At 61.8% G+C, this 20,452-nt stretch carries 20 protein-coding genes; 8 read left to right on the forward strand and 12 right to left on the reverse strand.

Annotated elements, in window-relative coordinates; translation table 11 throughout:
* Positions 1–3: 3 nt before the first annotated feature.
* On the reverse strand, positions 4–1,611 hold the full coding sequence (locus AC02Y0_RS12640; protein WP_476379258.1) for an MDR family MFS transporter: 1,608 nt from the start codon (positions 1,609–1,611) through the stop codon (positions 4–6).
* A 121-nt stretch (positions 1,612–1,732) separates the two neighbouring features.
* On the opposite strand from AC02Y0_RS12640, the gene AC02Y0_RS12645 reads away from it, so the two are divergent.
* Positions 1,733–2,284 carry a MarR family winged helix-turn-helix transcriptional regulator gene (locus AC02Y0_RS12645; protein WP_476379259.1) on the forward strand — a complete coding sequence of 184 codons (552 nt, stop codon included), beginning with the start codon at positions 1,733–1,735 and terminating at the stop codon, positions 2,282–2,284.
* A 147-nt stretch (positions 2,285–2,431) separates the two neighbouring features.
* Here the strand turns inward: AC02Y0_RS12645 and AC02Y0_RS12650 are convergent, their stop codons facing one another.
* Complete coding sequence (locus tag AC02Y0_RS12650) at positions 2,432–2,635, reverse strand: hypothetical protein (protein ID WP_102021659.1); 204 nt, start codon at positions 2,633–2,635, stop codon at positions 2,432–2,434.
* A gap of 210 nt (positions 2,636–2,845) precedes the next feature.
* Here AC02Y0_RS12650 and AC02Y0_RS12655 point away from each other — a divergent pair, with 210 nt between their 5' ends.
* Positions 2,846–4,231 carry a TIGR03808 family TAT-translocated repetitive protein gene (locus AC02Y0_RS12655; protein ID WP_476379260.1) on the forward strand — a complete coding sequence of 462 codons (1,386 nt, stop codon included), beginning with the start codon at positions 2,846–2,848 and terminating at the stop codon, positions 4,229–4,231.
* A gap of 118 nt (positions 4,232–4,349) precedes the next feature.
* Positions 4,350–6,188: a bifunctional diguanylate cyclase/phosphodiesterase gene (locus AC02Y0_RS12660; RefSeq protein WP_476379261.1), complete on the forward strand. Its 1,839-nt coding sequence runs from the start codon at positions 4,350–4,352 to the stop codon at positions 6,186–6,188.
* Positions 6,189–6,242: 54 nt separating this feature from the next.
* Here the strand turns inward: AC02Y0_RS12660 and AC02Y0_RS12665 are convergent, their stop codons facing one another.
* The gene (locus AC02Y0_RS12665; RefSeq protein WP_476379262.1) at positions 6,243–6,797 is read right to left on the reverse strand and encodes a DUF2087 domain-containing protein; all 555 of its coding nucleotides are present in this window, start codon (positions 6,795–6,797) and stop codon (positions 6,243–6,245) included.
* A 303-nt stretch (positions 6,798–7,100) separates the two neighbouring features.
* On the opposite strand from AC02Y0_RS12665, the gene AC02Y0_RS12670 reads away from it, so the two are divergent.
* Positions 7,101–7,760, forward strand: a complete 660-nt coding sequence (locus AC02Y0_RS12670; protein WP_476379263.1) for a glutathione S-transferase family protein — start codon at positions 7,101–7,103, stop codon at positions 7,758–7,760.
* Positions 7,761–7,783: 23 nt separating this feature from the next.
* Here AC02Y0_RS12670 and AC02Y0_RS12675 read toward each other — a convergent pair whose 3' ends face one another.
* The 3 genes from AC02Y0_RS12675 to AC02Y0_RS12685 all read right to left on the reverse strand — a co-directional run bounded on the left by AC02Y0_RS12675 (position 7,784) and on the right by AC02Y0_RS12685 (position 8,841).
* A complete protein-coding gene (locus AC02Y0_RS12675; protein ID WP_476379264.1) occupies positions 7,784–8,191 on the reverse strand; it encodes a DUF2442 domain-containing protein in 408 nt (135 codons plus the stop codon).
* The gene (locus AC02Y0_RS12680) at positions 8,184–8,411 is read right to left on the reverse strand and encodes a DUF4160 domain-containing protein (RefSeq protein ID WP_476379265.1); all 228 of its coding nucleotides are present in this window, start codon (positions 8,409–8,411) and stop codon (positions 8,184–8,186) included. Before AC02Y0_RS12680 ends, AC02Y0_RS12675 begins: the two co-directional genes overlap by 8 nt.
* A 73-nt stretch (positions 8,412–8,484) precedes the next feature.
* The gene (locus AC02Y0_RS12685) at positions 8,485–8,841 is read right to left on the reverse strand and encodes a DUF4406 domain-containing protein (RefSeq protein WP_476379266.1); all 357 of its coding nucleotides are present in this window, start codon (positions 8,839–8,841) and stop codon (positions 8,485–8,487) included.
* 121 nt (positions 8,842–8,962) lie between these two features.
* On the opposite strand from AC02Y0_RS12685, the gene AC02Y0_RS12690 reads away from it, so the two are divergent.
* On the forward strand, positions 8,963–9,718 hold the full coding sequence (locus tag AC02Y0_RS12690; protein ID WP_476379267.1) for a DeoR/GlpR family DNA-binding transcription regulator: 756 nt from the start codon (positions 8,963–8,965) through the stop codon (positions 9,716–9,718).
* Between the two features lie 3 nt (positions 9,719–9,721).
* Here AC02Y0_RS12690 and AC02Y0_RS12695 read toward each other — a convergent pair whose 3' ends face one another.
* The 3 genes from AC02Y0_RS12695 to AC02Y0_RS12705 all read right to left on the reverse strand — a co-directional run bounded on the left by AC02Y0_RS12695 (position 9,722) and on the right by AC02Y0_RS12705 (position 13,481).
* On the reverse strand, positions 9,722–11,071 hold the full coding sequence (locus tag AC02Y0_RS12695) for an oligosaccharide flippase family protein (protein WP_476379268.1): 1,350 nt from the start codon (positions 11,069–11,071) through the stop codon (positions 9,722–9,724).
* The gene (locus tag AC02Y0_RS12700; protein ID WP_476379269.1) at positions 11,056–12,264 is read right to left on the reverse strand and encodes a GNAT family N-acetyltransferase; all 1,209 of its coding nucleotides are present in this window, start codon (positions 12,262–12,264) and stop codon (positions 11,056–11,058) included. The genes AC02Y0_RS12695 and AC02Y0_RS12700 overlap by 16 nt, the downstream gene beginning before the upstream one ends.
* A 209-nt stretch (positions 12,265–12,473) precedes the next feature.
* Positions 12,474–13,481 carry an asparaginase gene (locus AC02Y0_RS12705; protein WP_476379270.1) on the reverse strand — a complete coding sequence of 336 codons (1,008 nt, stop codon included), beginning with the start codon at positions 13,479–13,481 and terminating at the stop codon, positions 12,474–12,476.
* A gap of 72 nt (positions 13,482–13,553) precedes the next feature.
* Between AC02Y0_RS12705 and AC02Y0_RS12710 the strand changes: the two genes are divergently transcribed.
* A complete protein-coding gene (locus tag AC02Y0_RS12710) occupies positions 13,554–14,288 on the forward strand; it encodes a DUF3750 domain-containing protein (protein ID WP_476379271.1) in 735 nt (244 codons plus the stop codon).
* A 418-nt stretch (positions 14,289–14,706) separates the two neighbouring features.
* Here AC02Y0_RS12710 and AC02Y0_RS12715 read toward each other — a convergent pair whose 3' ends face one another.
* Positions 14,707–16,488 (reverse strand): DUF262 domain-containing protein, encoded by a 1,782-nt coding sequence (locus AC02Y0_RS12715; RefSeq protein WP_476379272.1) that lies wholly within the window; start codon positions 16,486–16,488, stop codon positions 14,707–14,709.
* Between the two features lie 283 nt (positions 16,489–16,771).
* Here AC02Y0_RS12715 and AC02Y0_RS12720 point away from each other — a divergent pair, with 283 nt between their 5' ends.
* Both AC02Y0_RS12720 and AC02Y0_RS12725 read left to right on the forward strand, forming a co-directional pair.
* Positions 16,772–17,077: a hypothetical protein gene (locus AC02Y0_RS12720; protein ID WP_102021673.1), complete on the forward strand. Its 306-nt coding sequence runs from the start codon at positions 16,772–16,774 to the stop codon at positions 17,075–17,077.
* 143 nt (positions 17,078–17,220) lie between these two features.
* Positions 17,221–17,601, forward strand: coding sequence for a VOC family protein (locus AC02Y0_RS12725; protein ID WP_476379273.1), 381 nt, complete (start codon positions 17,221–17,223; stop codon positions 17,599–17,601).
* A 16-nt stretch (positions 17,602–17,617) separates the two neighbouring features.
* Here the strand turns inward: AC02Y0_RS12725 and AC02Y0_RS12730 are convergent, their stop codons facing one another.
* Together AC02Y0_RS12730 and AC02Y0_RS12735 are read right to left on the reverse strand one after the other, a co-directional pair.
* Positions 17,618–18,349, reverse strand: a complete 732-nt coding sequence (locus tag AC02Y0_RS12730; RefSeq protein WP_102021743.1) for a COG3904 family protein — start codon at positions 18,347–18,349, stop codon at positions 17,618–17,620.
* A gap of 62 nt (positions 18,350–18,411) precedes the next feature.
* On the reverse strand, positions 18,412–19,719 hold the full coding sequence (locus tag AC02Y0_RS12735) for a hypothetical protein (protein ID WP_476379274.1): 1,308 nt from the start codon (positions 19,717–19,719) through the stop codon (positions 18,412–18,414).
* Between the last annotated feature and the right edge of the window lie 733 nt (positions 19,720–20,452).

A 20,452-nucleotide genomic window follows, 5' to 3' on the forward strand; every position in this document is an offset into this window, starting at 1 on the left:
GGTTTATTCGCTGACAGGGGCCACTGACGCCTTGCCCTCGCCTTCGCGCGGCAGGCGAATATTGGGGAGCGCGAGTGCTGCAATCAGGCCGATCACCATCATGCCGGAGGCCGTGAGGAAGAGCGGCACGAAGGCGTCGGAATAGGCGTTGGCGACCAGCGCGCGGGCGGCATCCGGCAGGGCGGCTAAGCCCTCGGGAGTGAGGTTTCGGAAGTCGACGCCGCCGGGTAGCGCGATCTGGACATGGGTGAGGCCGGAGCTGACGATTGCGCCATAGATGGAGATCGCGATCGCCGCGCCGCCCATGCGGGTGAGCGTGACGGTGCCGGTGGCGGCTCCCACATCGGCCCGCGACGCGGCGTTCTGGACGCCGATCACGGGCACCTGCTGGCCGATGCCAACACCGAAGCCCTGCAGCAGCATGACCAGCGCGATGAACATCAGCGGGGTTCCGGCATGCATGAAGGAGAAGATGCCGAGACTGATGACGCCGAGCGCTGCCGAGGCGATCGAGAAGGGCTTGTAGCGGCCGGACTTCGCGATCAGGCGACCGGCGGCGATGGAGCCGATGGCGATGCCGCCTGTCGTCGCGACGAAGAGCAGGCCGGCCATGGAGGGCGAGAGGCCCGTCGTCGTCTGCAGGAAGAGTGCGATGTAATTGACCGAGCCGATGCCGATGGCGCCCGAGACGATCGAGATGATGAGCAACAGGTTGATGGTGGGCTTGGAGAAGAGCGAGAGCGGCACGACGGGTTCCGGTGCCCGGCGTTCGACGAGGACCCAGCCGACCGCGCAGAGGGCACCGAAGGCGACGACGGCGAGGCTTTGCCAGGCGATCAGCGAGCCGAAGATCTGGCCGCTATCGGCCCAGAAGACGATGGAGGCGACGGCACCGGCGAGCAGGATGGCGCCGGCGTAATCGATCTTCGGCTTGCGGTTCGGTTTGCGATAGGGGAGCAGGAAGGCGAGACCGATGAGGACGGCGATGCCGATCGGCAGGTTGACGAGGAAGATCGAGCGCCAGCCGAAGAGGTCGGACAGCGTGCCACCAAGCACGGGACCAAGCGCGCCCGAGGCCATCAGCACGAGGCTGGAATAGCTCTGGTAGCGCGCGCGTTCGCGCGGCTCGAAGAGATCGGCATTGATCGAGAAGATCGAGACCATGATGCCGCCGCCGCCGAGCGCCTGCAGGACGCGAGCGGCAATCAGCGTGTCCATGGAGACGGCGAGACCGCAGACGAGCGAGCCTGCCGTGAAGATCGCGATGGCGGCCATGATCACATATTTGCGGCCGAAGAGATCACCCAGCTTTCCATAGAGCGGCATGACGGCGCTGGTCGTGAGCAGATAGGCGGAGCCGACCCAGCCGAAGCGCTCGAGTTCGCCGAACTCGCCGACAATGGTCGGCAGCGCAGTTGAGACGATCTGGTTGTCGAGGGTCGCCATGAACATGGCGGACATCAGGAGGAGATAGACGAAGAGGCGGAGCCTGGGATCGGTGACCAGTGGCGTGTTGTCGAGATTTGCACCGCCCCTGCCCTTGGCCGGTGTCGGATGCGGTTCGAAACGGGGTTCTGGGCCGGATGGGGCGGCGGTGCTGAACTTGGTCATGGATCGGGGGCTCCTGTCTGACCTCAAAATGTGCCTCTCGCAATTATATGTCAATAGCACATATTTGCTGACAGCATGCATTTTGCTTTTCCCGGCCGAGAGGCTCTGCTATGCTTCGCTCATGACCTCTGCTTCACATCTCACGCCCGTGGCTTCCGACCACGCCCCCGAAACCTTGGACGGATCGGCCGCCAGCGGCTCGCCGCTCTCTGACATCGGCCAGGCGATGACGCGCATGCGGCTGTTGATCGGCCGCCGCTTCATCGGGCGGATGGCGCTGAAACGCATGGAGACGGGGCTTGAACTCTCCGACATCGACGCGATCGGCGTTATCAAGCGGATCGGCAGCCAGCAGGAGGTGACGGTGGGCACGATCGCCGAGCAGCTGCGGATCGACCCCTCGCGCGGCAGCCGGATCGTGGCGGATCTCGTGAAGCAGGGCCTGCTGGAGCGCGCCGCCTCGCAGGAGGACGGTCGCCGCAGCCTGGTCAGGGTGACGGCTGCAGGCCGGAAGGTGCTGGACGAGATCGAGGCGATCAAGCGCGAGACGATCACGGAGGCGACCGCCGGATGGTCGGCCGAGGACGTGGCGACCTTCGGGCGGCTCTATATGCGGTTTACCGAAGGGCTCGAGGCGCAGTTCGACCGGTTCGAACAGGATGAAAATCGCTAGCGCGCGACGGCTGTCGGCAGGAATCGACCCGACCGGCACTCCCTCCCCCGAGAAAATGCCGGTCGGTCGTCATGGGACTGGTTCTTCACCACCCTTCCCGCTCCGCCAGGACAGGAAGGGCTTGCGTCCCACGCCGAAGGGAATGGTTCAGACGGGCTTCGGCCCCTGAAGCGCGTTGTAGATCTTCTTGCCCAGTACGGCGGCGATCGGAATGGAGATCACCAGACCGGCTGCGAAGGCCGCTGCGATCTGCCAGCCCTCGCGCATGTCGAGCGACAAGACCGCGACCACCGCCGCACCCGCCACGGCGCTGGCGACGAGGATGTAGAGGACTGCGGTCAGACGAAGCATGATCAGTCTCCTTCGTGTTCATGTCTTTCGAGGATCACCATAGGCGGCCTGCCGGGGTTTTCCTTGATCTGGCTCAAGTCCTTGGCGCCTGAGGCTTAGACCAAAGGCGAAGTGGCTCATGTCCGCCGTTAACACTGTTTTAAGCCTGTTGTTGCCGGTCCAGTCCGCTTCGGCCAAGGTCGCGCATCGGATTCTGCCAGGAACGACAAGATGATTTCTCGACGCTCGGTGATTGCCGGACTGGGCGGGCTGCTCGCCACTGCGGGGCTGCCCATGGGTCTGCGCACGCCGCGCGCCCAGACGCTTGCCATGGCGGAGTTGCGTGGCGGGTTCGATGCGGCCGAAGCCGGCATTCTGCCGGGGACGGAGGACGACCAAAGCCGCAAGCTTCAGGAGCTGATCGATCGGGCAGCCGCCGTGGGCCAGCCGGTCTTCCTGCCGGCCGGGACCTATGAGGTCGCCAATCTGGAGCTGCGCGACGGCAGCCGTCTGACCGGCGTGCCGGGCCTGACGCGGCTCGTCTATCGGGGCGACGGGCATCTGATCGCGGCCCAGGACATCCGGCGTGTCAGCCTTTCCGGCATCACCTTCGATGGCGCCAATCGCTGGCTGGCCGACTACACCGAGGGACTTCTTGCATTCCGGAGCGTTGACGAGGTCTCGATCGACGCCTGCGAGATCGTTGGCAGCCGCAAATGCGGGATCTATCTCGCGCGCTCCGGCGGGCGGGTCGAGGGCTCGCGCATCTCCGGTGCTGCCGAGGCCGGGATCTGGGCGATCGAGGGCCGCGCCTTCACCATCCGCGACAATGAGGTCTTCGACTGCGGCAATGGTGGGATCCTGGTGCATCGCTGGACGAAGGGCGAGGACGGCAGTGTCATCTCGGGCAACCGGGTGGCGCGGATCGCAGCCACCCATGGCGGCACCGGGCAATATGGCAATGGCATCAATGTCTTCCGCGCCGACAATGTGCTCGTCTCCGGCAACCATGTCTCCGACTGCGCCTTCTCGGCAATCCGGGCAAATTCCGCCTCCAACATCACGATCAGCGGCAACCAGGCCTTCCGCTCGGGCGAGACGGCGATCTATGCGGAGTTCGAATTCGAGGGCGCGCTGATCGAGGGCAATGTCATTGATGGGGCGGCCATCGGCATCTCGGTCGCCAATTTCGACCATGGCGGACGGCTCTCGACGGTGAGCGGCAATATCGTGCGCGGCATCGTCGACAAGGGGCCTTACGAGCCGACCGTCAGCGGGTTCGGCTTCGGCATCTCGGTCGAAGCCGACACGCTGGTGACCGGCAATCTGGTGGATGGGGCGGAGACGGCAGCGCTCGCGATCGGCTGGGGGCCTTATCTGCGCAATGTCATCGTCAGCGACAACATCCTGCGCGGCAGCCCGGAAGGCATGCGGATCAGCGTGGTGGAAGGTGTCGGCGAGACCGTGATCCGCAACAATATCGTCGACGGCGCAGCGGATGGCGCAGTCGTCGGATATCGCTGGAACGACCGCGTCGGTGGGCCGATCGCCGATGGGGAGACCGGCTTTGCGCATCTCACGCTTTCTGGCAATCGGGCGGGTGGCGGCGGACCGTAGAGGTCCGGACTGCGAGTGTTAAGAATTCGGAAACCAACATGAGACCTTCCGAATTGTCGTAATTTCTGTTTAAGGCCGTTCTGATCTACTCTGCGATAACCAAACTATCGCGGGTCCCATGCTTCTACCCTTGCAGAACACCATCCTGGAGAAGATTGCGACTGGACAGTCGCTGGCGGAGACCGTCGATTATCTCTGTCGCGAAGTGGAGACCATGACGGACGATATCGTCTGCTCCGTCCTGCTGCTCGACGAGGAGCAGCGCCTGCGCCACCTCGCCGGCCCTTCCCTTCCGCTCGAATACACATCCGCAATCGACGGCGTCGCGATCGGCCATGGTGTCGGCTCCTGTGGGACGGCTGCCTTTCACGGGGAACCTGTTCTCGTCGAGAACATCGATACCCATGAATACTGGCAGCCCTACAAGCAGCTTGCTTTGCCGCTGGGGCTGAAGGCCTGCTGGTCGACGCCGATCATCGGCTCGGGAAAAGTGCTCGGCACCTTCGCCTTCTATTATCGCAACATTCGTGGGCCATCTGACCCCGAACGGCAGATCGTCAATGCCTGCGTGCATCTCTGCGCCATTGCCATGGAACGCGACCAGCGCATGGCAGAGCGCCGGCGGATGGCCGATACCGATGGCCTGACCGGCCTGCCGAACCGCAGCCGGTTCAACGAGGTGATTGCCGATGTCTCGCGGCGGGATGCCGATTGGGCCCTGATGCTGGTCGATCTCGACAATCTGAAGATGGTCAATGACACGTTCGGCCATGGGGCCGGAGACGATCTGATCCGGATTGTCGCCGAGCGCATGAAGCAGGAATGCACGCCGGGCATGGCCTTCCGCCTGGGCGGTGACGAATTTGCCGTGATCGTGCCCTGTCTTGCGACATCAGAACCGGCGGCACTTGCCGAAAAGCTGATCCACCGGATCAAGGAGCCTGCCGATTGTGCGGGGCACCTCATCTATCCCGCAGCGACGCTGGGCGGCGCCCGGGCCGGGCTGGAGCGAAGCCCGCAGCAGGTGCGCCAGAACGCCGACTACGCCCTCTACCACGCCAAGGAACGGGCGCGCGGTCGCTATCTCGAATATCAACCGGGTCTCGGCTCCTCGATCGTCAAGCGTTTCCGCTCGGTCCAAGAAGTCGACCAGGCCCTGCGCAACGACCGGATCGACGCGCATTACCAGCCGATCATCGAGCTCGCCAGCGGGCGGATCATGGGCTTCGAATCCCTCTGCCGGATGCGGATGCCCGACGGCCGCCTGATCGAGGCTGCGCATTTTCACGAAGCGATGAAAGACGCCCATGTGGCGATCGAGATCACCGAGCGCATGCTGGAACGCATTGCCTCGGCGGCCAGCGACTGGAAGCGCGAAGGACTGCTGTTTTCGCGGGTTGGGCTCAATCTGAGTGCGGCCGATTTTCACCGGGGCGGGTTGACGCGCCGGATTGTCGACGCCTTCGAGCGGGTTGGGCTTGCCCCAGGTACGGTTGTGGCCGAGGTGACGGAATCCGTCTATCTCGCCCAGAAGGACAACGTGATTGCCGACGAGATCCACGCGCTGCGCGAAGCCGGAATCAAGGTGGCGCTCGACGATTTCGGCACCGGCTTTGCCTCGCTCACGCATCTTCTGACCGTCCCCGTCGACATCATCAAGATCGACAAGTGCTTCGTGCGGCGTCTGGCGGATGCCGGCAGCGGCAGCGTGATCACCAAGGGCCTGCTCGATATCGCCAGGGGTCTCGGGATCTGGGTCGTGGCTGAGGGCATCGAGGAGGAAGCACAGGCAGAGCAACTGGTGTCGCTCGACTGCAAGGCCGGCCAGGGCTATTTCTTCGCCCGTCCTATAGATCGCGACAGCGTGCGCGAGATGCTGGAAGTCAGCAATTACCACGCAGACTGGATGAGGATCCTGCGCGAGCGCCAGCACCTGGCACTCGACAAGGCGAGCTGAAGTGCGGCAGCTGAATACCGCCGCGCTCCCTTCGCATTTTCCCCTAACCCTTGATCAGACGGCAGTCCGTGCGCTCGTGACCAGACGGATCAGCGCGCGCGCTTCGGGCGGTGGCCGCTTCTCCATGCGGCGATAGACACGGCAATCGGGGGTGCGGGTGAGCAGCCCCATATTTACCAGTTCGCGGCGGATGAGGACATGATCGCCGAAGCCGTTATGCCGCATCAGAACCGCGTTCACGGTCTTTTCCGGCATCTCCTCCCCTTCCGGCAGGAAGGACCAGAGCACCCAGAGCGCCAGTTGCTGCTGGTTGAGCTTGCCCGGCCAGCGGACGAGACGATCCGTGCCGGCAAAGCAGCGGGCGGTGAGCTCGACGCGGCGGAAATCGACGGCGGGCTCTGCTTCGACCACGGGCGGGTTGGCGAGGCGCTCTTCGGCGGCGCGGCTTGCCTTGAAATGCTGGTAGTTGCGGAAGCCGACCGCGCGGGTCAGCATGTTCAAAAGCTCGACATGGCCGGGCAGCTCCGCCCGGGCTTCGAGTTCGCGCTTCAGGTTTTTGGCCAGCGCCGACAGATCGGGCGCGGCATAGGCATGGGTCATCCTCGACATCGTATGTCTCCTGGTCGTGCCCGGCTGCCTCAAGCAGCCAACATGGCCGGTGGTCACCGACTTCCGACGGGGCACGGGAAAACGAGCCGACATCGACAAGAGAAAAGCAGGTTTAGCTCCCCTTATCGGGGCGGTGACGCCTGGGTGGACTGCAGACCCTGGAAGCTCAGAGATAAGCGCGGCAGACCTGTGCTGTCAATTCCGCCGGCGATCAGCAAATTTCATCGGTCCCATCAGCGCAACCGTCTTTCCCGGAGACCTGACGCGGGATAGCCTCCGCGGCAACAATCACGGGAGTTCCATATGCTGAAGATCTACGGCGTCTACAAATCGCGCGCGACACGCATTCTCTGGCTGCTGGAGGAGCTTGGCGTTCCCTTCGAGCTCGTACCGGTGCTGCAGGCCTACAAGCTCAAGGACCCGATGGCGCCGGACGCAAGGCTCAACACGCGGTCGGACGAATTCCTCAAGATCAACCCGATGGGCAGCATTCCGACGATCGAGGATGACGGGCTGGTCTTGAACGAGTCGCTCGCCCAGACGCTTTATGTGGCGCGCAAGCATGGCGGGCCGATCGGGCCGCGTGATCTCACCGAAGAGGCGCAGATGCTGCAATGGTCGCTGTTTGCCGCGACCTCGATCGAAACGGAAGCGCTGAAGATCTCGATGGCCAACAATGAGGGGCGGCTTGGCACCGAGGCCGGCGCTCTGGAAGCCAAGGCCGTCACCCGCATTCTCGCCCGTCCCTTCGGCGTGCTGGAAAAGCACTTTGCCGCCAACGACTATGCCGTCGGCGGCCGCTTCACCGTGGCCGACATCAACCTGGCCGAGATCGTGCGTTATGCGCAGGCCTATCAGCCGCTGTTCGACGCCCATCCAAAGACGGCGGCCTGGCTCGCCCATGTGCAGGCCCGCCCGGGCTTCAAGGCGATGTGGGAAAAGCGGCTGGCAGAGGTGGAGTGAGGGGGCGGGAGCTCCCTGACCACTTAGCCGACAGTTTTCCTCGGTCGTCCGCCTTTGGCGCCATTGGCGCGACTGGCGGCGACCTTGGCCGGGGAGCGTGACTGTCCACCCCGGCGCTGGGCCTCAAGAAAGGCGCGGGACCCGAAGATGCCGGCCATCAGGCCCTGGATGGTATAATCGGCATCGAGCGTTTCCCAATGCAGGCCCGTTTCGCCCAGCAATTCAACTTCAGCAAGTTCATCGGAAGTGGCATGTTCGAGGCCTTCGAGAGCTCGGGCTGGGACTAGGAATGTCGCGCCATTGGCGAAATCGACGACGATTCGCTCGGTTTCGCGATCGAAGCGTACACCAACCGGAATCGGTCGCCCTGCCCGCTCCTCTGCCCAGCGGGCCTTGGCGCTCCGCAATTCTGCGTCGGTGACCTCAACCATGATACTGCCTCCACGTTTCCAGAAAGAGCACTTGCTGTGTCTTGATCTCCTCGACGGCCTTGCGAACGTCCCGATCCGAAAGGCCGCCTTGCGTCATGACCCTCAATGTCACGATGTCTATCCGGGCTTCGCCATCGCCATAGACGTGGATATGCGGTGGCTCGTGATCTGCTGTGTAGATCACGAAGCGCATGCCATGCTTGCGAAGTACGGTGACCATGCCAAACATTAACCCATGAAGTTGGGTTTTTCAAGCATTGCCCGCGTTAGCCCCTGCCACTGCCCCCCGCCCCTCAGCCGCAGCCGGGGACGTCCTTGAGGCTGTACCAGACCGGGATGCAGCGTTCGGTGGCGATGCGGACATCGTTGTCGGCGCCCTTGGAGGCGCCGGGCAGGCGCAGGACGCCTTCGCAGAGTTGCAGCAACCGACCGGCGACCGGGTGGAAGATTTGCTCGTAGAGATCGTCGCCGACCGTCTTGCCGCCGGCCGCGTGCCAGATCGGCAGCGCCACCCATTCACCGATCATCGGCACATGGCCTGCCTTGAACAGGGCGTGCGAAGGCGCTTCCAGGACTTTCAGGTTCGCGGCCATTTTTTCAGGGTCGTCTCCGGTGCCCGAACGATAGGGACCGGCAATCAAAATCAGCATGTCATTCTCCTTAGATGTGCCCCGCCTCATGCGGCAACGTGCCCATATCCGCACGATTCTTCTGGATTGTCGAATCCATTTCGTTATTATCATGCATTAACTTGAACATTCGGGCAGAAACATGCTGACAGAACAGAGACGCCGGCAGATCCTTGATGTGCTGAAGCGCGACGGGCGGGCGGTGGCGGGCGAGCTTGCGCGGCTATGGAACGTGTCGGAGGACACGATCCGGCGGGACATGCGCGACATGGCTTCGGCGGGTTTGCTGAAGCGCGTGCACGGGGGCGCGCTGCCGGTTGCGGCGCCCCTGCCCGAGCTTTCCGTGCGGCGCGGGCTTGCAACCGAGGAAAAGCGGCGGCTGGCGGCGGCAGCGGTGCGGCTGATCGCGCCCCGGCAGGTGGTGTTCTTCGACGGCGGCACAACGACGTCGGAAATCGTGCGGCAGATCCCCCGGGATATGGAGCTCACCGTCGTCACCCATGCGCCGACGATCGCCGCCGAACTGGAATCCCATGACGCTGTGGAGGTCATCCTGATCGGTGGGCGGATCTACAAGCATTCGATGGTGGCTGTTGGCCCGACGGCGATTGCGGCGATCGAAAGGTTGCGGCCGGATGTCTTCTTTCTTGGTGCGACGGCTGTTCATCCCATGGAAGGCCTGACGACGGGTGACTTCGAGGAGGCTGCGACCAAGCGGCGGATCCTGGAGCGGAGCCTAGTCACCTATTGCCCGGTGACGCTGGACAAGCTCGACAGTGTCTCGCCGTTTGGCATCGCATCTGTCTCCGAGCTGACGGGACTGATCGTGGCCTCGGAGACGGCCCCTGAAGTGCTTGACGGCTACAGGGCGGCCGGTGCTGCGCTGATCCTCACCTGACCGTCAGCCCGCGTCTGTGACCCGCGTGAACGGCCGGACCAGTACCCAATAACCGGTCTGGCGATGGACCAGGAAGGTAACGACCGCAAGACGCAGCAGTTGCACGAGCACCATGGCGGCGGCTGCACCGTTGATGCCCCAGAGCGGCACGAGGAGGAGCATCAGCAGAATGCAGGTGGTGACCGAGATGGAGACGATCAGGAGGCTCAGGCGATAGCGGCCCTGGACCACCAGGAGCTCTGCCGCCTGGCCGGTTGCGCCGCGGATGACATAGGCAAGGCCGAGCAGGACAAGGCAGGGATAGGCGGCGACGAAGGCCGGACCGAAGAGGTGGAGCAAGGGATAGCCGGCGACCAGCGTGAGGGCGACGGAGGGGATCGTCAGCCAGAAGGTGGCATTGGTGGAGCGGGTGATGCGAGCCTGCAGCCCTGCCCTGTCGGCGGAAGCGAGCGACAGCGAAAAGCCGCGGGCGGCGACAAGCATGAAGCCATATTGCACGAAGGCTGCAAGCGAGAGCGAACGCTGGGCGGCAAAATAGAGCGAGGCCTGTTCGGGGGCGACGAGGAAAGCGAGGATGAGCACGTCGATCCAGACGAAGAGCTCTTCCGCCGTCATTGCCGGCATCATCAGGACAGAGGCCAGAAGCCAGAAGCGGCGGCGCTCGCGGTTGGTGGTCGGGCGCGCTCGTTTCGGCAGGCGGGCGCGCAGGAGAAGTGCCTGGACGAGCAGGACGATGATGGAGGCGAAGACGACGATGGCGAGAACCGTGACCGCATCGAGGGGAAAACCTGCCGCGCTTGCCAGGCCGACGCCGAGCATGATCAGCGCCGGGCGCAGGATGTAACCGGGGACGGTGGAGAGCGCATACCAGCCGAAGCCGCGGGCGATACCGGTCAGATAGGTTTCGAGCGAGAGAATGGGAAAGCCGAGGGCCAGAACCCCGAGCGGCAGGAGGAAGGCCGGATCAACAAGACCCGGCAGAACGAAGAGGAAGACGAGCGCTGCTGCCGCGAGCAGGCCGGAGCCTGTGATGACGGCGCGAAAGCCGGTCGCGAGATAGCCGGCGAGATGGTCATGGCTCTCGCGCCTGCCATAGCGGGGAATGAAGCGGGCAGCGGAATCGTAAAAGCCGAGCACGCCGATCTGGCCGACGACGCTGACCCAGGTCCAGAGGATGACATAGATGCCGTAGTCCTCGAGCGCCATCAGGCGGGCGAGCAGGATCTGCAGTCCAAGGCCGACAAAGGCTGCGGCAATACGGACGGATATACTGACGAGAGCACCGCGCAGGCCGGGATCGCTGAGGAGATCAAGGGCCTTGCGCCGCAGCTTGCCAATCATGGCATGCAGCACAGCACGAGGCTCACCGTGCCGCCGCTGCGGCCGGCGAGGCGCTGAAGTGCATCGGCAATACCCCGCACCCTCGTTCTCCAGGCCGGACCAATGCCCTGATAAAACGCGCGAAGCCGCGGACGCAGGCCCGCCTTCCAGTGGCGGCAATAGAGCTGGCCGAGACTGGTCAGCGGAATGTAGCAGGCGGTGAGCGGCTCGGTGGTGTTGGTCCAGCTCGACTTGTAGGTGGAGGGATCATTGAGGAAATCGAAGCGGCGGATGCCGGTCTCAATGGCCCAGCGCTGGGCGTTTTCCATCTGCACCTTGCCGGGCGAGTATTTCTGATAGGCAAGGTCGATGGCGCCGAGGAAGCAGTAGTAGTCCTCATGGAAGCGCATGCCGAGTTCCATGGCGATCGGGACACCGTCGAGCGTCAGGGCATGCAGATAGACGCGCCCCTGATCCGCGGCCTCTACCGCGCCCAAGTCTCGCAGGAAGGCGGCAAAGCGCGGGTCGAAGAGATCGCGACCCAGGCGGCCGGTGCCTTTCAGCCAGTCCTGCTTCATGGCGATGCAGCGGTCGATGTTTTCGGCAAAACCATCACTGCCCGGCGACCAGATCCGATAATCGAGCGCACCCAGCTTTTCCAGCTTGTTGCGGCGGCTGTTGCGCTGCAGGCGCTGCTTCTTGGGCAGTGCGCGGTGGTAGCTCTCCCAGTCGGCGATGCCGGACAGGTCGAGGATCGAGGACTGCTGCATCAGATCTGGCGCATATCCCTCGCCTTCCAACATCTGCGCCAAGAGCGCGGATTGCGGCACATGATCCAGGCAGACCGCGTCTGGCCCGCCGCCATTCCGGATCTCGTCGAAGACCATGCGGCCGAGGGTCGGATCGAAGCGGGCGGGATCATAGAGAAGGGTGGCATACTGGTTCATCGGTGCCGTCAGCGGCACCAGAACACTGATGGCGGGGCTTACCCGGCGCGTCATCAGCGGCCAGATCATCAGGCATTCGGCACCATCCCAGAGGACATAGACCTTCGGGCCCGCGCCGGAATTTGACGCATCTGAAAGGAAGGTTCTGGCCCAGTTCAGGCACCAGTCGGCGCTCTGGAAATAGGTGAAGGGTTCGGGACAGCGCCTTCCCAGGTCCCGCCAGGTTTCCTCGAGATCAGCCAGTTCGCCAGGGCTTTCGCGGCATTCCAGTTCGAGCATGCGGCCCTCGAACGCGATGCGCCCGATGGAAGAACGGAGAGCGGTTTCGCCTTGGGGCCTTTGTCGGCCTCTGGTCGAAGCATCCATGGTGATCGGGCTCGTCGGTTGCGCGCGATGGGTCGAGGCGGCAGTCTATCCGCCAAGGGTTAAACCTCCCTTGAGGCAGAGGCTTGTCCCCTTCAACCGATGGGGAGGGCAACGGTGCGCGATCAGGACAAGAGCACGTCCGTCACCCTGATGGTGCCGACATGCAATCCGTTCCAGTTGGTCATGCCATGGCGGGACAGTGCAAGCAGGGCGGATTTTTCTGCGCTGCCCTCCTCGAAATGGCGGGCAAGAAGGGCCGCGATCATGGCTTCTGCGGCACGGGTCGCACCATCCTCGGCCTTGACGGCGAGGGACAGGCCCTTGTCCGGCAGGAGCGCGCAGAAGACACCCTCGGCGCCGGTCTTGGCGAAGATCTTGCCGGGTGCGACTTCCATCAGCTTCGTGCAGAAACGCTTGGTGCCGGCGACATAGAAGGGTTCGGCCATGCAGGCATTGATCAGCCTGCGGGCGGCAGCGGCGCGGATCGGCTCGAGCCCCTTGCCCGTTGCAAGCTTGCCGAAGCCGCGGGCAAGGCCCGACAGCGGCACGGCATAGGTCGGGATCGAGCAGCCATCGGTACCGCAATTGTCGCGCGAGAGGACAGCGCCGGTCAGGTCCCCCATGATGGCGCGGATCGCCTGCTGCAGCGGATGATCGAAGCCGGCATAGCCGCGCGGATCTTCCCCGGTGTGGCAGCAGGTGCAGATGAAGCCGGAATGTTTGCCGGAGCAATTGTTGTGAAGGGCCGTCGGCTTGTCGAGTGTGCGGGCCTGGTCGATGAGCACGGACTGGTGCGACGACCAGTGGGCGCCGCATTCGAGCACGCTCTCGTCGCGACCGGCAGCCTTCAGCATGGCGGCAGCCGTTGCGACATGTTCCGGCTCGCCGGAATGGGAGGCGCAGGCGAGTGCGAGTTCGCGATTGCCGAAGCCATAGGCGTCAGCAGCGCCGCTTTCGACGAGCGGCAAGGCCTGCATGGCCTTGCACGCGGAGCGCGGGAAAACGCCGGCATCGACATCACCGGCGGAAAAGACGGTTTTACCCTCGGCATCCACCACGATCGCCAGACCCCGATGGCGGCTCTCGACGAGTTGACCGCGCGTGACTTCAACCGTGATCGGATTTTCCATGCTCTGCCTCAAAATGCCAATATTCTCGGAGACTTGTTAAAGCATGCATCGCCATCGCGTTCGAGGTCCGGATTGAAATTTCTGCTGCGCATCGTCTCCGTCATCCTGCTGGTCTTCGTGCTTCCGACCCTGGTGTCTGCCGGGCTGTGGGCTACACGGGAGCATCCGGACGGCTGGAGTTCGGCCAAATGGGGCTCGTCGGGCCTGCTGCCCTCGGCGGAAGAGAGCCCGGAAGCGGCGATCTACATCTTCTCGGCAATGACCGGTGGCCTGAAGGGCGCGATCGCCAGCCATGCCTGGATCGTCACCAAGGACGAGAACGGCGCTTATCAGCGCTATGACAAGGTGGGCTGGGGCTCGCCGATCCGCCGCAACCATAGGGCACCCGATGCCTTCTGGTATTCCAACCCGCCGCGACTGGTGGCGGAGGTGAAGGGTGAAGACGCCAAGCGGCTGATCCCGATGGTGGAAGCGGCGATTGCCGGCTACCAGTATGGTCAGCCGGGCGGCTACCGGATCTATCCGGGGCCGAACTCGAACACCTTCGTCGCGCATGTGCTGCGCGAGGTGCCGGAACTCGGCGCCGTGCTGCCGGCTGATGCCGTCGGCCGCGACTATCTGGCGGGTGGAGCCTTCTACCATCTCGACAAGGATGGGCGTGACCTGCATTTGAGCCTCGGCGGTTTTGCCGGGCTGTCCGTGGGCGTACGCAGCGGGCTGGAGGTGAATTTCCTCGGGCTGGTGGCCGGCGTGGATTTCGCAAGGCCTGGCATCAAGGTGCCGGGCTTCGGCACCATCGGGCTTTGAGCGCCCTGCCCTCGAAACAAACCCCATGAATCAAAAGAGCCACCCGCGAGGGTGGCTCCCATGAGTTTAGTCCTTTGTCTGGACCCGGACGGGGAAACCGTCCGAAGGAAGGCTGGATCAGGCCGAGGGCTGCCCCGTCAAAACCACACCCTTACCAAAGTCACACACGCAGACCGAAATCTCATTAGACATTGGATCACCTTCCTTTCGTTACGTTGCCGATAATCAGAAGGTAGGGTGGTCGAGGGGATTCGACAAGGCACGTTGTGTGACGATTTGTTGGGATAATTGTGTTGCGTTGCGGCAGGTTTCGTTCACAATTCGCGCGCTGACTTTGAAGCTGATGTTTTACAGTCCTCCGGATGGAATTTTGCCTGCGCGAGATGATGCACAACTGCCGGCTGCTTCAGCAGCTAGCTCACGCCTCATCACCCAAGGCACTGAAAATGGTACGCTGGAGGTGCCGGACGATGAGCTTTTCACGTTCCTTCACAAATTTGGGTAATTGGGTAGCTTGGTAGAGCGTCTCGTTCTCGGGAATTAAATGCCGCGCCCGGAAACCCAAGTCTCGAGTCCTGATCCATTGATCGAATGGCTGGTTGTTTTTTTCAAGGTTTTCCTGACCTCGAAGAAGCTGCAAATTCCCAATTCGGTTTACCGCCGCCTGAATGTTCGCAATTATCAATTCAGGAACGTTAGCCTGCATGAGCGCTTTTCGATCCGCTAATGATCTCGGAATTATGTGGTCGATATGATAATTTGTAAGACCCCAGGTTGTGGTGTCGTACAACATCGAAAGCGCCAAAAAGCATGTGCGCTTGCCATATGTCGTCTCTAAAAATGTATCGATATTGTTTTCATCAAACTCGGTCAGGCGCCCTCGCAGAGCCAGACCGTCCACTAGCGCACTAAATGGAAATTCTTTACTTTCACGAAGCTTCTCCTTTATTATCAGCCTCGCTTGACCAATTGTGTTGTCGGAAGTCCCTCCAAACACACCGTTAAGCAAAGCGCCAAGAAGCCATCGCTGAATTAGACGCGCGTTTCTTGCGTTTTCTGGCGTCGAAGACGCTAGGTCATCCTGATCCGTTTTGAACAAGTAGTATGCAATCGGCAGGACCGCATTACCAGACGTCAACGTATCTTGATCAATTCCAAATCTGTTAATCAGAACAAATGTCGATTCAAGACTTCTCTTGATTCCCGGCCATTTCTGCTCGATGATTTCCAGATTGCGGACGGTAAAATTCCCTACTTTGTACACGTGATCTAGATCACTAAGCACAAGGCATGCCTTCATGATAAGATCTTTGTCGATGCTATTTCTTCCAGGCAGCCCAGTATTTATTCTATTTACAAAATTGTATATCTCTTCACGCGCACTGACACCCTCCCACTTGGACGTGATCATTGAAAGCAAGAGATCGGACTTGCTGAGTTTTGTACCGCCATCATTCGCACGAATGAAGATGTCTAGAACGCGGTCGTATGATTGATCAGTTTCCGTGTAGTACGAGATGACTTCGTCTTTCCAGACCATGCGATATAGCCGATCCAGATTATCCTGGAGGATGCGCATTTCGCCTCGGGTCGCAGTTTCCGGTAGCGAGTCAAGCAATTCATTGCGAAGGCTATAAAATTGATCGTCACTGGTACAATCGAGGATGCGACCCACTCTCAACCACAACTGACCGCGTGTTTGCGGCGGGATATCGGGCGAGAACTTAAAGCCGTATGTGACACCAACCTCGACATCATCAGAATCATCTGCAGCTTCAATATTCGGGCTCCGAAGTAGGTCAATGTACAGCTTTTGTCGCAACCATTTACCGCGATTGTCCTTCCGCGCATATTTCGGCCTTGCCGTATAACTGCCTTGCAAGCCGATGACCAACGAAGTTAACCGCTGCTGGCCATCCAAGATCAGGGTAATGTCGCGACCGCTGGTTTCCGCCATTTCATTGTGAACATCCCCCTGTCTGAAGTTTTCCATGAATTTATAGATATCCCAATCTTCGCGGCGCGAAGGTTCTAGGGCCCAAAATAGAAAAGAACTGATCGGGTACCCCTTCATCAGGGAATCGAAAAGAGCAACGATCTGCTCTGGATGCCAAACATATGGCCGCTGAATTGCCGGAAGAAAGAAGCTTCTGTTAATCTGACCAATAGCGCGCGCGATTGTCGTTGATGAGTATGCCATAAGTGCCCCGATAACTTCACATTGTGATCACACGTATGCACACGTTATCGGGGCATTCAACATTTAATCGCCCGTAGAAAATAGGATTGCACAAGCAATGATGGTGACCGTTTTGCGAGGCCTTCAACGATATGCAACGAATTGCCACGTGGGATCTGGACGCAAATCCTTTGAGTTATTCTCGCGACATCCCCTCGTGCAGATCCGCTTGGCCTCAAGCATTCCATATTGACCGCCCCCGCTCCGGCGGTGACACTCCTCTCTGCAATGGGAGGAGTACATCATGGAAGAACCGATCCGCTGGCGGAACATGCTGAGCGCGCCGAGGGACGGCAGCCGCATTCTGGTGACCATCCGCGCGTCCGAACAGGGACCGGGCGCCGTCGATCTCGTCTACTGGTCCAAGGGCGACCGCTTCGGCGCCGATGGCTGGCGGTCGTCGGATTCGACGCCGGGACTGATCATCGCCTATGCGGAGCCGGAGCTGAAATGCTGGATGCCGCTGCCCGGTGTCAATATGGAAGCGATGGCCCGCCCGCCGGCCTGGGAGGGCGAGGACGAGAAGGAACTGGATGGCTCGGGGATCTGAGGGAGCCCTCCATCTCGACGCATTGCCGGCAAAGCGAAACCACCGGTGTTCAGAGGGAGCCGAGCGTCCGGAACACTTAGTGGTGCGCGGCTGTTCTCAGCGGACCGAACCATTTTTGAATACCCGCAATTCTGGAGATAGGCATGTTCACCCACATCATGATCGGCAGCAACGACCTGCAGCGCTCGAAACGCTTCTATGACGCCACCTTCGCGGCCTTGGGCGGAAAGCCCGGCGATACGGACGCGCGGGGCAGGCTGATTTATCTGCACAACGGCAGCCGCCTGATGGTCACGGCGCCGATCGACGGCAAGCCGGCGACTTCGGCGAATGGCGGGACGATCGGCATTCTGGCCGCGAGTGCGGATCATGTGCGCGCCTGGCATTCCGAAGGCGTCGCACATGGGGGCACCTCGATCGAAACCCCGCCGTCGGAGCGGCCGGACGGCTCGTTCGTCGCCTATATGCGTGACCCTGATGGCAACAAGCTGACGGTGCGCTCGCTCCCCGGGGCCACCAAATGAGCCACGACGCTCAAGCCTAATCCGCCTGCTTTGCCGTGGTGACTGGTGCGGTGATCAGCTTGAACTCCACCATCTCCTGCGGCGTCAGGTAATAGAGCCGGTCCGGGGGGGTTTCGAGCGCGTGGATCCAGAGACCGTCGCCGATGCCCATCTCGTCGAGATGCCGGGCGATGCGGGCGGTGGTGCGCTGCGCTTCCGACATCGCCTGTTCCGGCGATGGGCGTTCCTCGCCTGCATTGAAGACCTGGTGGACGCCGAGGATGGCATTCTCCTCTGCCTCGCGCGCGACGCCGCCGGCAAAAATCAACGGGCAGGATGAGGCGCAGAGCGCCTTGGTCGCCACTCTCGTATCCAGACCCTTTTCCCGGATCAGCCGGGACATGGCGAGCGCATCTTCGACGGAGCCGCCCGGCGAATTCAGCAAGACTGCCTTCACATATTCTCCGCGTGCGCCAATCTCTTCGGCGAAGCGGTCGGCAGAACCGAGATCGATTGCGCCTTCCGCCTTGAGCAGGCCACCGGGCAGCAGCTCGAAGCGCATCGGCTGGCGCAGGATCTCGCGCGAGGTTTCCGGCTCGACCGGCGGCGCCTGTGGCACACCGTCCGTCAGGGCCGGTGGAAGCACCGGCGCGTCGGTCGTCATCGGATCATGGCCCGGCAGGGCGGCGTTTGCGAGGCTCATTTCCCGCAGGTCGACGAACAGGAAAGCGCCTGCCGCCGCCAGAAGGCCGAAGAATGCGCCGCGCATCAGGAGCCCGTCATCGGCCCTGAGAAAGGCTGCCTTCAGGCGCTGGAAGAGCGAGGAGGGTTTCACGCCGGCGGACCCTTTCTGGGGGCCTTCGCCGACATGTCGAGGCTGGTGATGTTGGAGTCCGCCCGGCTTCGCTCATCGTCGGTTTCTGCGGCCTGCAAGGCCTGCTCCACATCGATGCCCTGGCGGCTGAGTGCACGCTGCACCTCAAGGGCCTCAAGCAGTTCTGCCGCCGTGATCCGCTGGGCGAAGGGCATGCGCTCTTCCTGCCGCCGGATGGCGCCATGGACGACGGCCAGAATGAAGACGAGAACGGCGGGAAGCAGGTCAATGGAGATTGCGCCGGCCCAGGCGGGGATGAAGTCGGCGGCATAGCGCAGCACGGCTTCGGCTGAAGACAGCGGTACGAAGCGGCGCTCGGCCACCGGTTCGCGGGCGAGAATGTCGTCCGCCGCCTGCGACAAAACTTGGGACTGGGCCGAGACCGAGGCGCGGATCGTTTCCATGACCTGGTCCTGGCGGTCGGCCAGATCGGCCGCCCGTCCATCGGCCACCGGGGCGATAAAGCCGAGCGAGAGGTCTTCCGCCGCCCGCTTGACGGAGGGGGCAATCGAGGTCTGCTCCAGAGAAGTGATGACGCCTGAGAGGGCGACGACTTCCGCCGAGAATTCATCGCTGCGGGGTGCGACGGCGCCCGGCGCCGAGACCAGCGTGCGCATGGTTGCCAGATGCGTCCGGCCCTGGTCGAAAAGGGTTGTGACGCGTTCACGCGAGGCGACGATGCCGGTTTCCAGCTCGTTCAGCTGCGCGGACATCTGGGTCAGAAGCTGGACGACACTGCCGGCCCCCGTCGTTCCCGTGAGCGCACCGTTCTGGCGCTCATCTTCGGCAAGCCGCGAAAATCGCTCCGAGGTTCGCTGGATATCCGGCAACAGGCTTTGGGCGGCCAGCGCGTTTTGATGCGCCTGGTCGAGGTCGGCGGTGTAGTCCTGAACCGTCTCGGCGAGATGCTGTTCGAGCGCTGCAGAGCCCGCGAGTGCTGCCGCATTCAGCCAGCTCGACATGGCGATGATCATCGCGCAGCCAAGCGCCATGACGCCGATCATCGCGCCGCGACCGGCAGCGCCTGTCACATGCGGATAAAAGCGCGCCATGTAGGACCAGAAGGCATAGATCGCGACCGAGACCGAGGCCGCATAGATGATGGCGGCGAAGAAGACCGCGGTCGCCGAGCCATCCAGGAGGCTGCGGACCCCGAGATAGGTATAGACACCGGAGGCAAGAGCGAGAACCGCAAGGGCAAAGCGGGTCATGGTTTCGACGGCCAAGACGCCGTCCTGCAAACGATGCGAAGCGCCAAGCGCCATGAAGACCTCCGACAGGATGTAAGTCTTAACAAGCTCTTAAGAAGCGGGCGAAATGAAGGCTTGGGGGGTGGTTTGTTGCCGGGGGTCCCGTGCGACGGCGAAACACGGAACGCAGCGGGCTGGGAAATGAGGACCGCTTTGCGCAAATAGCGGACATTCGCTTCGATCGAAGGACGGTTAGCCCCAAGGTCACAAGGCTGAGGATAAAATGAGTGAGCAGACGTTGAGCGCGACACTACGGCCGGCCGACACTAGGAACTCTTCCTGCTCTGGGACCTCCAAGAATAGTAAAAATTCCTGATGCGCAACATTATGCTGAGGAGGAATGCAGATGCCAGAACAAGTCCGATAAAGTCCTTTGCGAACACATGATCGTAAGAAAGAATCGGAAGAAAATTTGAGCACTTCCGATTAGGGCAAGCAAAGTCTCGGTCGCCAATCAACGATACGCTCATCGCCACTAGAAAACTGATTACGATAAGTGCAAAAAGAATTTTAGGGCCATCCGCTTTGGGTAGGGGAAAAGGCTCCGAGTGTGAGCCGCTGAACAACATGAGTGGCAAACTGGCAAGAGCGAAGCTAGCCACCGTACTGATCCCCACCGACGCTGCGCCAGATGAATAAGTTGCCCAAGCATCATGATTTAGCCACTGCAAAGCCGTAGCTACTAGATAAGAGGGAATAACCGTTGAAGTGAACCAAATGCTCTCGGAAAAAGAACGGGAGTCCCTAA

It is taken from the genome of Allorhizobium sp. nf9_anc, from assembly GCF_056323085.1.